This window comes from Allobosea sp. RAF48 (genome assembly GCF_052114025.1).
In the GTDB taxonomy this organism is placed as follows: Bacteria; Pseudomonadota; Alphaproteobacteria; order Rhizobiales; family Beijerinckiaceae; genus Allobosea.
Map to the genome: position 1 here is coordinate 23,707 of NZ_JBFRDZ010000030.1, position 12,787 is coordinate 36,493.

The 12,787-nt window shown below is 63.7% G+C and carries 11 protein-coding genes, 1 pseudogene and 1 other annotated feature; of the genes and pseudogenes, 4 read left to right on the top strand and 8 right to left on the bottom strand.

The features are described 5' to 3' along the window. Window positions 1-155 precede the first annotated feature (155 nt). On the bottom strand, window positions 156-1,184 hold the full coding sequence (locus AB4Z10_RS29075; RefSeq protein WP_441473881.1) for an IS110 family RNA-guided transposase: 1,029 nt from the start codon (window positions 1,182-1,184) through the stop codon (window positions 156-158). Between the two features lie 169 nt (window positions 1,185-1,353). Between AB4Z10_RS29075 and AB4Z10_RS29080 the strand changes: the two genes are divergently transcribed. Next, window positions 1,354-1,980: a tyrosine-type recombinase/integrase gene (locus tag AB4Z10_RS29080; RefSeq protein WP_441473882.1), complete on the top strand. Its 627-nt coding sequence runs from the start codon at window positions 1,354-1,356 to the stop codon at window positions 1,978-1,980. A 150-nt stretch (window positions 1,981-2,130) separates the two neighbouring features. Here the strand turns inward: AB4Z10_RS29080 and AB4Z10_RS29085 are convergent, their stop codons facing one another. Together AB4Z10_RS29085 and AB4Z10_RS29090 are read right to left on the bottom strand one after the other, a co-directional pair. Beyond that, window positions 2,131-3,609, bottom strand: a complete 1,479-nt coding sequence (locus tag AB4Z10_RS29085) for a SulP family inorganic anion transporter (protein WP_441473883.1) — start codon at window positions 3,607-3,609, stop codon at window positions 2,131-2,133. 73 nt (window positions 3,610-3,682) lie between these two features. Further along, window positions 3,683-3,738: a sequence feature (sul1 is cis-regulatory element that is thought to sense ions involved in sulfur or methionine metabolism; They are found in Alphaproteobacteria), on the bottom strand. A gap of 280 nt (window positions 3,739-4,018) precedes the next feature. Next, window positions 4,019-4,915: a LysR substrate-binding domain-containing protein gene (locus AB4Z10_RS29090; protein WP_441473893.1), complete on the bottom strand. Its 897-nt coding sequence runs from the start codon at window positions 4,913-4,915 to the stop codon at window positions 4,019-4,021. Between the two features lie 91 nt (window positions 4,916-5,006). Between AB4Z10_RS29090 and AB4Z10_RS29095 the strand changes: the two genes are divergently transcribed. Continuing rightward, window positions 5,007-6,377, top strand: a complete 1,371-nt coding sequence (locus AB4Z10_RS29095) for an MFS transporter (RefSeq protein ID WP_441473884.1) — start codon at window positions 5,007-5,009, stop codon at window positions 6,375-6,377. On the opposite strand, the gene AB4Z10_RS29100 is transcribed toward AB4Z10_RS29095, so the two are convergent. The 4 genes and pseudogenes from AB4Z10_RS29100 to AB4Z10_RS29115 all read right to left on the bottom strand — a co-directional run bounded on the left by AB4Z10_RS29100 (window position 6,359) and on the right by AB4Z10_RS29115 (window position 9,280). Further along, complete coding sequence (locus tag AB4Z10_RS29100; protein ID WP_441473885.1) at window positions 6,359-6,625, bottom strand: hypothetical protein; 267 nt, start codon at window positions 6,623-6,625, stop codon at window positions 6,359-6,361. The genes AB4Z10_RS29095 and AB4Z10_RS29100 overlap by 19 nt on opposite strands. A gap of 304 nt (window positions 6,626-6,929) precedes the next feature. Then, window positions 6,930-7,653: pseudogene (locus AB4Z10_RS29105) on the bottom strand (helix-turn-helix domain-containing protein); the annotation flags it as partial. A gap of 178 nt (window positions 7,654-7,831) precedes the next feature. Continuing rightward, window positions 7,832-8,521: a Crp/Fnr family transcriptional regulator gene (locus AB4Z10_RS29110; RefSeq protein ID WP_441473886.1), complete on the bottom strand. Its 690-nt coding sequence runs from the start codon at window positions 8,519-8,521 to the stop codon at window positions 7,832-7,834. 51 nt (window positions 8,522-8,572) lie between these two features. Next, a complete protein-coding gene (locus AB4Z10_RS29115) occupies window positions 8,573-9,280 on the bottom strand; it encodes a Crp/Fnr family transcriptional regulator (RefSeq protein WP_441473887.1) in 708 nt (235 codons plus the stop codon). Between the two features lie 89 nt (window positions 9,281-9,369). Between AB4Z10_RS29115 and AB4Z10_RS29120 the strand changes: the two genes are divergently transcribed. Further along, window positions 9,370-10,149: a hypothetical protein gene (locus AB4Z10_RS29120; RefSeq protein ID WP_441473888.1), complete on the top strand. Its 780-nt coding sequence runs from the start codon at window positions 9,370-9,372 to the stop codon at window positions 10,147-10,149. Between the two features lie 74 nt (window positions 10,150-10,223). On the opposite strand, the gene AB4Z10_RS29125 is transcribed toward AB4Z10_RS29120, so the two are convergent. After that, the gene (locus AB4Z10_RS29125; RefSeq protein ID WP_441473889.1) at window positions 10,224-11,447 is read right to left on the bottom strand and encodes an MFS transporter; all 1,224 of its coding nucleotides are present in this window, start codon (window positions 11,445-11,447) and stop codon (window positions 10,224-10,226) included. A 275-nt stretch (window positions 11,448-11,722) separates the two neighbouring features. On the opposite strand from AB4Z10_RS29125, the gene AB4Z10_RS29130 reads away from it, so the two are divergent. After that, window positions 11,723-12,658 (top strand): formylglycine-generating enzyme family protein, encoded by a 936-nt coding sequence (locus AB4Z10_RS29130; RefSeq protein ID WP_441473894.1) that lies wholly within the window; start codon window positions 11,723-11,725, stop codon window positions 12,656-12,658. Window positions 12,659-12,787: the final 129 nt, after the last annotated feature.

Genomic DNA, 12,787 nt, shown 5'->3' on the forward strand with positions numbered 1-12,787 from the left:
CTATCGAGCGACGCCGCTGCACGCATGCATCGGATTGGGTCTGGAGAGCCTCGCTAATGGACGCGCTTTGAAGCGCAGCAGAAGTTTGCGGCTTCATCCATCCCGTCGTCCGCGTGGGACGATCCCGGCCAGGATCGCTGAAAGCTGTGGTCAGGTCATACTGCAGCCTCCGATCCCAGGCGGAAGTCGGTACCGTCGGCCCACATGCGATGGAGCACGACGGCAATCTTGCGGGCGACGGCGACGATGGCGCGCCGACGGCCCTTGGTCTTCATGAGCCTGACACCCCAAGCCTTGAGGCTCGACCAGGTGATCGAGCGCATCAGCATGGCGTTTGCGGCGGCGTAGAGCGTCGCCCGGACGTCGGCGTCACCTGCGTGCGAGATCCGGCCTGGATTGTCCGTCTCGCCAGATTGGAAGCGCCGCGGCGTCAGGCCGAAATAGGCCCCGACCGTCCGAGAGCTCTTGAAGCGGGCGGGATCGTCCACGGCGGCCTTGAAGCTGAGGGCGGTGAACTCGCCAACGCTCGGCACGGTCATTAAGCGCCGACAGATCGTGTCTTCGCGCGCGGCCCACTTCACCCGCCGATCGAGTTCGGTGAAGGTCTCGAAGAGCATCGCCCGGGCCTCCAGCATCGGCAGGAGCGCATGGCTGAGCGCAGGGTCGGTCTCGATCGTCTCGCGAACAGCAGCATCGAAAGCCCCTCGGGAGAGTCGAAGAGGCAGCACGACGCCGAAGATCCGCAACAGGCCGCGGATCTCGTTCTCGAGGTCAATGCACTTGCGCTGCATCACCTTGCGGCTCGTCAGTAGCGCTCGCATGTGGTGGCTCTCGACGCTCTTCACATGCACCCGGCTGTACCATCCCGATCTGAGGATCTGGGCGATGCCGCGAGCATCATGCTTGTCCGTCTTGTTCCGCATGGCCGAAAGCGCAGCCGCGACCTGACGCGCTTCCATGCAGACGACGTCGTAGCCAGCCTCCGTCAGTCCGTAGGCGATGGGCTGTGTCAGCGCGCCGGCCTCAAACCCGACCTGATGGATCGGCTGACCAAATCCCGCGAGGCAAAGAAGGACATCGGGCACGTCGGAGCGCACCGAGCGCTCCAAGCAAATCTTCCCGTCATGGTCGATGATGCAGATCGCCACCGAGCGCAGCGACACATCCAGCGCAGCGTAGAACATCGCGACTCCCTCCCTCTTGGATCTGCCGAGATCCTAATGGGAGCTTGCACCCTCGCGGGTCCGCCCGATTACGCATGCTATTGGCGCGCCTCGGTGGAAGGCGTCGCAAAGTCTCATGGAAGTTTGATAGAATGATCCCGGATGCGGCATCCCAAAAGGGGGATCTGCCATGGATCTCCAAGCGCAGAATCAACTGCCCCATCAGGCGTGGAACCTCGGGCGGATCATCGGACCGAAGCCACCTCTGAAGCCGAGGCATATCTGGGCTATTCGGACCCGCCTACAGCACGACGGGCGTGTTCGTGATCTCGCCATGTTCAATCTCGCGATCGACAGCAAGCTGCGGGGGTGCGACCTCGTTCGCCTTCGTGTCGGCAATGTCGTGCTTGGGGGCACGGTCCGACTACGAACGGCGATCGTTCCGCAGAAGACCGGGCGGCCGGTCCCGTTTGAGCTAACCGACTCCACCCGCGAGGCGCTCTCCGCGTGGCTCAGAAGGAGAGATCCTTGCGAAGAGGGTTGGCTCTTCCCGAGTCGTAGCCGGCCCGGCGATCACATCACAACGCGGCAGTACGGCCGTCTTCTTGATGGTTGGGTGGCGCTGATTGGGCTTGATCCCGCGCTCTATGGAACTCACAGTCTCCGCCGGACGAAGGTCGCACTGATCTATAAGCGCACCGGCAACTTGCGCGCCTGTCAGCTCCTTCTCCGCCATACGAAGCTGAAAAGCACCGTGCGCTACCTCGGTATCGAGGTTGACGATGCGCTTCTCCTTTCGGAGCAAACTGACCTATAACACTTGGCACGGCGGGCATCCGCCGTGCCATTTTCACGATTCGGCCAACGGCCTCCCAGGGTCGAGAGCCGACTCAGGGTATGGTCCCAAGAGCGGGGCGCTGGCTACGGACACAACACGACCGCGAGTGGTTGTTCCGACCTCGCGGTATCAGTTTTTAGAGAGCTGTGGTTGTTGCTTGTCGTGAACGGCGAAGCGCTCGACGATCGTCGCGGTGGCCCGGTTCATGCCCACGACCTCTACGGAAATACTGTTGGCCCGGTAGCGGCCGACGATCTTGTCGAGCGCGGCGACCGCAGTGACGTCCCAGAAATGTGCCTGCGAGACGTCGATGCGCACGCCGGCCTTGCCCGCCGCATCGAGGTCGAAAGCCTCGGTGAAGGCGTCAGCCGAGGCGAAAAAGACTTGGCCAGTGACGCGATAGGTCAGCAGGCCGGCCGCATCATCGCCCTCGGGTGCGACATGCATCAGCCGCGCGACCTTCACGGTGAAGAACACGCCGCTGAGCAGCACGCCGACGAGAACGCCGAGCGCGAGATTGTGGCTCGCCACCGTGACCGCCACCGTTGCCAGCATCACCGTACTCGACAGTCGCGGATGCGCGACGACCGCCCTGAGCGAGGACCAGTTGAAGGTGTCGACCGAGACCATCACCATAATCGCAACCAGCACGACGACCGGCACCTGCGAGACCCAAGGCTTCAGCGCGACCATCAGCACCAGCAGGAAGGCGCAGGAGAACAGCGTCGAGAGCCGGCCGCGCCCGCCGTATTTCACGTTACTAACGGTCTGGCCGATCATGCCGCAGCCGGCGATGCCGCCGAACAGGCTCGACGCCATGTTGGCGAGGCCGAGGCCGGTGCACTCACGGTCCCTGGAACTCGGCGTCTTTGTGAGGTCGTCGACCACCGTGGCGGTCATCAGCGATTCGAGCAGGCCGACCATGGCGATGGCGACAGCCGGGCCGGCGATGATCCGCAGCGTCTCCCAGCTGACCGGCACGGTCGGCCAGGCGAAGACTGGCAGCGCCTCGGGCAGGCGGCCGAGATCGGCCACCGTTTTCACCGGCAGGTGGAGCAGGCTTGCGGCGATCGTGAGCAGGCCGATGGCGATCAGCGGCGATGGGATGGCGGTGGTCAGCCGTGGCACGACGTAGATCAGCGCCAGCGCGACGGCGAAGAGCGCGTAGGTGTACCAGCCCTCGCCGAGGAGATGTGGCATCTGCGCAGCGAAGATCAGGATCGCCAGAGCGTTGACGAAGCCGGTGCGGACCGATTGCGAGACGAACCGCATCAGCACCCCGAGCCGAAGCAGCCCGAAGACGATCTGAAGCGCGCCGGCAAGCAGGCCGGCGGCTAAGAGATAAGACAGGCCGTGCGAGGCAACGAGCGGTGCCGCCACCAGCGCAACCGAGCCGGCAGCTGCCGAAACCATGGCCGGGCGCCCGCCAGCGAAGGCGATCACGATGCCGATAACGAAGGAGCCGTAGAGCCCGACCTGCGGGTCGACACCGGCGGCGAAGGAAAAGGCGATGACCTCAGGAATAAGAGCGAAAGTGGCGACGGCGCCCGCAAGAAGCTCGCGCGGCGGATTGGTCAGCCATTCGCGCCGAAGGGTGGTCATGAGCATGGTGATCTCGCAAGGCAACGCCATCGGCCCACCCGGCGGTGCGACCTCACAATTGACGTTTGACAGCCTGTTGCGTTGTCCGGCGGATCGGCGGCCGGAAGAGCCACCCGGATTTACACCGGGTCCGAGTTTGTGGGGGGACGTTATAGCCACCTGGTTGCGCGGCACAACGGGGGATCCGCCGATACCTGCTGGGCTGCCTGGCAACAGACCTACGATGCGTCCGGCTTGGGTCGATTTCGGTCGCCTGGTGCCGCGCAGCAAGGTCTGCTTTCCGGCAGCGAGCCAATGTCAGGAGATGGAGCGACCCAGTGGTTGACCTTGGCGCTGGTCGTGCTGAAAGCACTGCAAACCGCTGCGCTGACCGTCGGCCCCAAGTTCACCTGGCGGCGGCGGGTTTCGCGTGGGGTTACGGACCCTTGCGGAACGCTTCGAATACCAGTGCACGGAGCCAGCGATGGCCGGCATCGGCATCCATCCGCGGGTGCCAGATCTGTGACACGACGAGCTCGGGCATCTGGATCGGCAAATCGAAGAGAGCCGTCGTGTATCCCGGAAGTGCCAGGCAAGCCGAGCGCGGGACGAGACCCAGGAGGTCGGACGCCGCCGCAACGGCGATCACAGCTGGAAAGCCGGGGACGATGACGGCCACTCGGCGCGAGAGCCCAAGGGCGGCCAGCGCTTCATCGGCCGGGCTGGATCGATCCCGACGCCGCGCAAACACCACATGGCCCCACGCGCAAAGGCCCTCCGGCGTGACTGCCGCATCCAGGAGGGGATGGCCGGCCCGAGCCACACCGACATAGCTGTCGCGATAGAGGGTTTGTGCGCGAAGTTCATGTCCCTCGCCCGAGATCACCCCAATCTCGAGATCGACCGTCCCGTGCCGCAGAGGGCTTATCTCCTTATCGGGCTTCGGCACGAAGCGAAGCCGCACACTGGGCGCCGTGGCCGACACCGCGGCGCTGAGCTTTGCTGCATAGAGCTGCGTGAATGCCTCATTGGCGCGGATGGTGAATTCGCGCTCCATTCTCCGCGGATCGATCGGCGGCGGCGGCCGCAGCATCGCTTGCGCGCCCGTCAGGAGCATGTGCACCTCCTCGGCAATGGCCTCGGCGCGAGGTGTCGCAACCATCGCGCGGCCGGCCGGTACCAATACCGGATCGCCGAGAGCGTCTCTGAGCCTGGACAAGGTGCGGCTCATCGCGGAGGTGCTGAGCCGTAGCCTGAGCGCAGCGCGTGTCACGCTGCGTTCCTGAAGCAGGACATCGAGCGCGATCAACAGGTTCAGATCTATGTCTGGCATGGCGTTATACGCAAATGTCAGTTGAATTCGTTGCGTATGGTGCAATCTCTGGCCGCGGCTTATCAGGACGGAGCCACCAAGGAAAGCTCCCATGTCGCAGACTGTTGCCGATTCCCATATCGATGGCCTGCCGGCGCCGCGGCGCTACTTCGCAATCGCCGTCCTCCTCCTGACGTTGGTGCTTGTGGTGCTCGACGGCGCCATCGCCAACATCGCACTGCCTTCGATCGCCGCCTCGTTGCATGCCAGCCCGAGCGATGCGGTTTGGGTCGTTTCGAGCTATCAGCTCGCGGTTCTGGTTGCGCTGCTGCCCTGCGGCGCCATCGGCGAGATGGTCGGGGCGCGGCGGGTCTTTCTAGCGGGCGTCGCGCTCTTCACCTTGGCCTCCGCCGCCTGCGCCTGCGCGGGGACACTGCCGATGCTGGTCGCCGCGCGGTTTGTCCAGGGCTTGGGCGCGGGTGCGGTGATGGCTCTCGGCGTGACGAACCTTCGACTGTCGGTGCCGCAGCGGCTGCTCGGTACGATCATCGGCATCAACGCGATGACGATCGCCATCTCCTCGGCCGCAGGGCCCGGTCTTGCAGGCGCCATCCTGGCGGTGGCGCCCTGGCCATGGCTCTTCGCCGTCAACATACCGCTCGGCATCGTCGTACTGGCATCCGGCCCAGTTTTGGCGTCAACTGAGGGCGTGGCGCGGAAGCTCGACGGCAGGGCCATGATCGCGAGTGCCCTGATGTTCGTCCTGTTCTTCCTCGGCGCTGATCGGGTCGCCCAGTCTCCAGTGACAGGCGGACTGCTGATCGTCGCGTCGGTGGTTTGCCTCTTCACGTTGCTACGGATCGAGCGCCGGAGTGCGACCCCGCTCGTGCCCACCGATCTCTTCGGCGCGCCGGCCTTCCGGTTCTCCGTCGTCGCGTCGGTCTGCTGCTTCACCGGGCAGATGCTAGGCCTTCTCGCTCTGCCCTTCTATCTCCAGCACAGGCTCGGCATGGCGACGACCCAGGCGGGGCTGTACATGATGCCGTGGCCCGCGGCGGTGGCTCTGATCGCGCCGGTTTCCGGATGGCTCGCCAATCGCGTGAAGACGGCCTGCCTCTGCACCGCTGGCGGCGCCCTGCTGGCCGTCGGACTCGCAAGTGTCGGCCTGTTGCGGGCCGGTCCCTACGGAGCAAGCTTCATCATTGGCACGGTGATCGCTGGCCTCGGCTTCGGCCTTTTCCAGACCCCCAACAACCGCGTCCTACTCCTATCGGCGCCCAAAGCACGCAGCGGCGCTGCCGGTGCCATGCAGGGCACTGCGCGGCTGACCGGCCAGACCTTCGGCGCCATCGTGATGGCTATCGTATTCGACGTCGTCCCGCTCTCCTCGGCGCCGGAGGTTGCGTTGGTGCTGGCCGCTGCATTCGCCGGCCTTGCCGCGGTCGTCAGCCTCGCGCGCGTACCTCACGAGATGGCCGGTTGATACAGGACAGGTTGCGTCGCCCAGCCAACCTCGTCGAGCGTTCCGAGGTACTCACGCACCGAGCGACGGATCCGGGCGAGATCGTCCAAGTCGACCGTATCGGAAGCTTTCGCCGAGTGCTGGTTGTTCGCGCGGCCCTGATCAACCGCCATCGACGGCGAGGCATTCTCTGTTGGCAAGCCCTTCCGCGAGGCAATGCCAAACTGGCGACTCGAACAGCTCCCCAGGTTCGCCGTATCCACGAACATGAATCCGGCCTCGGAGCGTCTGGCCTCAGGCGGCCAGTCCGACGTCCGCAAATGGGGCGCCAAGCCGCCCAAAGCTCCAGTCATCAGGGTGAAAAGACGGGAGTCTCCGCAAAACCACTATGTCGCCGCATCAGGCCGACGACACGATCCTTCGATATCCTCGCATGCAGGCTACCGCTTCCCGCGCCGCAGCAGCGTCTCGTCGCGCAAGGGCATCAATGACTTGGTCATAATCGTAGCGTCCCGCGCTTGAACTAGATCGGTTCGACGTGATCAGCGCAAGTCAGAAGTTATGGGCCCGTTTCTAAGAGCTGAAGTTCTTGAAATATTTGGCCGGTGACGCGCCAAGCGCTTTCTTGAACATGGTGATGAATGCGGATACCGATTCATATCCAAGGTCTCCCGAAACCTGCTGTACGGTCGCCCCAGCTGCCAGGCTTCTGAGCGCGACGATTAGCTGCAGTTGCTGTCGCCAACGACCGAAGGACAGGCCAGTTTCGTGTTGGACCAATCGGGCGAGCGAGCTTTCGCTCATCGCCACGCGCGACGCCCACTGCGCCATCGTACTTCGGTCGGATGGGCCGTCGACCAAGGCCGATGCGATCCGATTGAGGCGCGCTACGAGACGGAGCCAGGCGCCGAAATCGCGGCCTCGGTCGAAGGTTTCACCGTCGCCGAACGCGGCGACCATCGCGGTTGAGATGATCGTCCCAACGCCGGCACGCTCATAAGCCGTGTGCAGGCAGCCTGCTCGGCTGCGATCTTCTCGATTTCGGCTGTGATCGTCTCGATGCGCTCGTCGAGCCATAGCCAGTCCTCATAGAGGTCGACGACCAGATCAGAGGCGAGATCTCGTCGGCCCGGTTCTTCAGGATGTCTAAGAGCGAGCTTCGCAGGGCCCGCAGCCCGGGGCGAATGGCGATACCCTGCCAGATCAGGAACGCCCGGATCTGATTGACTGTCGCGGTTCGGCGCGAGACCAGCCGCGACCGGACACGGTGATAGGCCTGCAGGTCGAGTTCGTCCTGTTCATGGGGCTGCTCCGGCTCGGCGGTGACGCCGCAGCTTACACGGCGGCGGGAGCAGCCGGTCCAAAGCCATGGCGGATGATGGGACGGACGGCATCAGGCCCTATAGGGGAGCATCGAGCTGGCCTACCCTGATTGAGTGGTCCGGCTTCAATTCAATGCAGTGTTGGCTTTGAACTCAATGGCCGCCTTCATCTCCGAACCGCCGTAACGCTTCGGCATTCGTGACCGTGATCGAGCCATAACTGGTCGTCAGCCATCCGTTTTCGGCAAACTGCTTCAAGGCGGCATTGACCTGACGGCGCGAAGCCGAGGCCATCGTGCCGACCTCGGTCTGCGTCAACAGGACCTGTCTGCTGCTCCAGGTCATGCGCTGCAGCACGGAGGCTATCCGGCGCTCGGGTTCCTGCTTCTGAAGATCGTGGATGATCCTGATGAGGACATCGACGCCGCGCAGGAGGTTCTGGCAGAAATTGCGGATGACCGCGGGATCTGCGGCAGTCATCTGGGCCATTTGGTCGAGGGGCAGATGCATCGCCCAGGTCTCGGTCATTGCGCGCAGTTCAAGCCGCCGCGGCTGGCGGATCAGATAGCTATCTTCGCCGGTCCAGGAACCAGGCACGCCCATGTGAATCAACTGCGGAGTATCGCTTTGCGGAGCGGTGTTGACTGCAACCACACCGCTCACGAGGCCATAGATACCCCCCAGGTCATCGCCGAAGTGATAAATGACCTCATCATGTTCGAAACGCATCAGGATGGAGCGTCGCAGAACCTCGTTCCGGAAAGCTTCAGGCTGTGTCGACAGCCATCCGTTCTGCCGAAGGATGGCTTCTGCGGTTGCTCTCTTGATCAATATCGCGCTCATCAAGCACCGCCTCGCACGGGACCGGGAAACTCTCCGCCGAGCCGCGTCGGCTCAGTCGTCTTCAGTTGAAAAGATCCGTAGTTTCTCGGAATTGAGGATGGTGACAGACCGATAGCTGGTCTTCACCCATCCGTTCTCCGCAAACCGCTTCAAGGCGGCATTGACCTGCCTGCGTGAAGCGCGGGCCATGGTGCCGATCTCAGACTGCGTCAACGGGAGGGGATGCTCCCCGATCCACCCCGCCCGCTGGAGAACCGAGGCAATCCTGCGATCGGGATCGACCCTCTGCAGATCATTGATCACTCTGATGAGGGCATCGACATTGGTCATGATGATCTGGCCGAAATTGTAAGCGACCATCGGGTCGGCATCGGCCATTTCATCCATCTGCTCAAGGGGCAGGTACATCAGCCAGGTCTCGACCAATGCGCGTAGTTCGACGCTCCGCGGCTGGCGGGCCAGGAAACAGCCTTCTCCGGCCCAGGCACCAGGTGCGCCGACATTGATCAACTGCGGGATATGGTTTGGCGGAGCGGTGTTTATCGTCGCGGTGCCGCTCACGAGGCCGTAAATGCCTCCCAGTTCTTCGCCGAAGCCGAAAACCAGCTCGCCTGGGGCCAGATTCACAAGGATGGAGCGCCGCAGGACCTCCTTCTGGAACGCCTCGAGCTGATAGGACAGCCAGCCATTCTGCCGGAGGATGGCCTCGGCGGCGTCTCTTTTGATCAATCTCAGGCTCATAGTGAACGCATAGCACATTCAAGGTCCGAGATTGTTCCAACGGGACAGTCTCCCTCCGCGCTTCCGCGCATGCCCTGCTGCGAGTGAATCGAATCGGAGCCCGCATCTTGAAATCCGTCATTGCCGCAGCGACCGTTCTGCTGAGCTCTGCGCCGCTCCTTGCCGCCGATCTCGCATCCGCGCCGCCTCTGCCGGCGTTACTGTCGAACGGGCCGAGCTTTTCCTTCACCGGCTATGCCTGGACTGCCGCGCTCGACGGACGAGCCTCCACCTTGCCGCCACTGCCGGCTGCCAATCTCAACCTCAGCTTCGGCGACATCCTGAAGAACATGAATGTCGGCCTGATGGGGGCCGCCGAAATGCGCATCGGACGCTGGGGCTTCCTCGCGGACGCGATGCTCTCGCAGGTCACGCCCGGCGGCTCCTTGCCGGGGCCCTACTTCTCGTCGGCAAAGGTCCGCTCGCAGACGCTGACGCTTCAGACAGGGGTGCTCTACCGCATCTACGCCGACGAGACCTTCGATCTCGATGTCGGCGCGGGCCTTCGCTTCTGGAACCTCGACAACGAGTTGAAGATCGCGCCGGGCTCCCTCAACCTGCGGATCGATCACAGCGTCTCGGAGAACTGGCTCGACCCGGTCGTCGCGGCCCGCATGACCGCCAGGCTCGGCGGCCCCTGGAGCCTCACGCTGGCGGGCGATATCGGCGGCTTCAACCTCGCTTCCAGGCTAACCTGGCAGGCGCTAGGCACGGTCAACTATCAGTGGGGCGACAACTGGGTGTTCCGGGCCGGCTATCGGGCGCTCTATGTCGATTATCGCAAGGGCGACTTGCTCTACGAAACGACAATGCACGGCCCGGTCATCGCCGCGACCTATCGATTCTGAGTTATTCGTCGAGGCGAAACGTGCGAGGGGCATGAAAGACCGTTCCGCGAAGGGATCGGGCGGCGCACGCATTTTCAGTTGCCGTGCGGTACAAGGGTCTCCGGCGGCTGCATGGCCGATCTCCAGGTGAAGATCGCAACTGTACAGGCGACCGTGAGGAGGAACGTTGCAGCCACGAATGGAGCCTGCGGCGAGACCCGATGAAGCATGGCGCCGGCGAGGGGGCCGATTGCCTGGCCCGCCCCTTGCGCGACGACATTGAGGCCAGCCGCCTTGCCCTGGGCCCCGGGCCCCGTCAACAAACTGAGAGAAGCGAGATTGCCGGGGAGCATGAGGCCGAGACCAATCCCAAGCATCACGAGCGAGCCGAAAATCTCGATATAGCTGTCCACCAGGCTGCAAATCAGCATCGACGACACGGCGATGACGGCTCCCACGGCCAGCAATCGCATCGGCTCCCATCGCAACAGGCGGATCGCGCAAGCCTGGACGGCGATCATCGCCAAGGCGGTCGCCATCAGCGCCGCTCCGCCACGCGAGATCGATTCCTCCACCGTGAACCCGAGCGCATCTTGCATGCGCAGCGCCGTCACCTGCTGCAGGATGCTGTAGGCGGAGATCGATACGAGCGTGATCAGGAGAAGCGGCCATATCCTGGCAAGCGGCAAACGAGCGTCGAACGGTGACGCGCGCGCGACGCGGGCAGGCTCTGTGGCCCAAGAATAGACGCCGGCGAAGGCGGCGGTGGCGAGCACGGATATGATGGCGAAAGCCCATGCAGGATTGATGGGGGCGATCTGCCATGCGAGCGCGGCCCCAAGGATGGCGCCCAACCCGATGGCTGCCCCGAGAACACCCATGGCGCCGGCCCGCTGCGTTGGTGCGGTGATATCGGCCATGTAGGCCTGCGACGCAGGCATGATCCCGCTGGAAGCCAGCGACTGCGCGGCCCTGAAGGAAATGAACAGGCCGACCGCGAGAGCCGCGCCGAAGGCGCCCATCAGGCGGAAATGCACGATCATGCCGAACGACGCTGCCGCGATGGCCGCCCCAGCGAGCGCCGCCAGCAGAACCGGCCTGCGCCCCATCCGTTCGCTAAGATATCCCCAAGCCGGCGCTGACACCATGAGCAGCAGCGCGGAGATGCTGAGGATCGCACCGGTTTGGATATCCGAGAAGCCGAGACGGCGGCCCAAGGGCGGCAGGACGACGAGAAGGAATGATTGACCGGTCGTGTTGATGGTCAGGCCCAGACATAGTGCGAACTGAGCCTTCGTGGTGCGCGATCGAACCTCCATACCCCCCGCCGTACGCCATTCGTATGGCCGGCACCTCTGCCGCTTCGCGGTATCGTCGTCAATCAACCAAAACGCATCCGGTCCGCTCGACTTGCTTGGGGAGCACAAAGAACCTCGCGAATTGTCCGTTCGGGACAGTCTCAATCGTCGTGTCGTGTATGCGTTCCCACGGAACGTGAGTGCGCTCGCGAACGCGATTCAGGTTGAGGGGAAGGCTGGCTATGCAGGCAGAGACGGCTCAGACGGATGTGTCATCTCAGCGTGCGCGAGATGGCATGATCTTCGTGCGCGCCGGAATCTTCTGGATGGGCTCGGATGATCACTACCCCGAAGAGAAGCCGGCTCATCGTGTCAGCGTCGACGGCTTCTTCATCGACGAGACCCCTGTCACCAACGCACAGTTCGCCGAGTTCGTGGCGACGACCGGGCATCGCACATTTGCCGAATTCGAGCCCGACCCGCGGGACTATCCCGGTATCTTGCCGGAGATGCTGCATGCGGGCTCGCTGGTCTTCCGGGAGCCGACGGGGCGCGTCGATCTCGGCGACTGGTCGCAATGGTGGACTTTCCTGAAGGGCGCCAACTGGCGCCAGCCCTATGGGCCGCGCAGCAGCATTGCGGGACTGGACGATCATCCCGTTGTCCATGTCAGCCACCACGACGCATTGGCCTACGCGCGATGGAAGGGCAAGGATCTCCCCACCGAAGCCGAGTGGGAATTCGCCGCCAGAGGCGGCCTTGAACAGGCCGAATACGCCTGGGGCTCGGAACTGACCCCCGATGATCGGCATATGGCCAATACCTGGCAAGGATCGTTTCCGACCGTCAATCACAAGCTGGACGGATACGCTCGCACCTCGCCCGTCAGGTCCTTTCCGCCCAACGGATACGGCCTCTACGACATGATCGGGAACGTCTGGGAGTGGACGTCCGACTGGTTCGCCCCGAAGCGCGAGGCGGATGCGACGAAAGCCTGCTGCATGCCGCAGAACCCTCGCGGAGGGCTGGAATCCGCCAGCTACGATCCGTGTCTCCCCAACATAAAAATCCCGCGGAAGGTTCTGAAGGGCGGATCGCATCTGTGCGCTCCGAACTACTGCCGCCGCTACCGACCTGCAGCCCGACATGCCGAGGCGATCGATACGTCGACCAGCCATGTCGGGTTCAGATGTGTTGTCCGGAATGGAGAATCGAATGAAACGGCCGCCTAGTCACCCATTCAGAGCGCGCTGGTTGGGCGTCAGCACGACGCTGCTGATGTTGGGATCGCCCGTGGTCGCCCAGGAATCGCTGCCGTTTCCGCCGAAGCCTTCTGGGAGCAAGGCCGGGCCGACGATCGC

Coding starts and splice junctions, on each gene's coding strand:
- AB4Z10_RS29085 (WP_441473883.1), bottom strand. CDS start 3,609: ATGCTCATGACCACCCTTCGGCGCGAATGGCTGACCAATCCGCCGCGC.
- AB4Z10_RS29125 (WP_441473889.1), bottom strand. CDS start 11,447: ATGGAGGTTCGATCGCGCACCACGAAGGCTCAGTTCGCACTATGTCTG.
- AB4Z10_RS29100 (WP_441473885.1), bottom strand. CDS start 6,625: ATGTTCGTGGATACGGCGAACCTGGGGAGCTGTTCGAGTCGCCAGTTT.
- AB4Z10_RS29095 (WP_441473884.1), top strand. CDS start 5,007: ATGTCGCAGACTGTTGCCGATTCCCATATCGATGGCCTGCCGGCGCCG.
- AB4Z10_RS29115 (WP_441473887.1), bottom strand. CDS start 9,280: ATGTGCTATGCGTTCACTATGAGCCTGAGATTGATCAAAAGAGACGCC.
- AB4Z10_RS29130 (WP_441473894.1), top strand. CDS start 11,723: ATGATCTTCGTGCGCGCCGGAATCTTCTGGATGGGCTCGGATGATCAC.
- AB4Z10_RS29090 (WP_441473893.1), bottom strand. CDS start 4,915: ATGCCAGACATAGATCTGAACCTGTTGATCGCGCTCGATGTCCTGCTT.
- AB4Z10_RS29080 (WP_441473882.1), top strand. CDS start 1,354: ATGGATCTCCAAGCGCAGAATCAACTGCCCCATCAGGCGTGGAACCTC.
- AB4Z10_RS29075 (WP_441473881.1), bottom strand. CDS start 1,184: ATGTTCTACGCTGCGCTGGATGTGTCGCTGCGCTCGGTGGCGATCTGC.
- AB4Z10_RS29110 (WP_441473886.1), bottom strand. CDS start 8,521: ATGAGCGCGATATTGATCAAGAGAGCAACCGCAGAAGCCATCCTTCGG.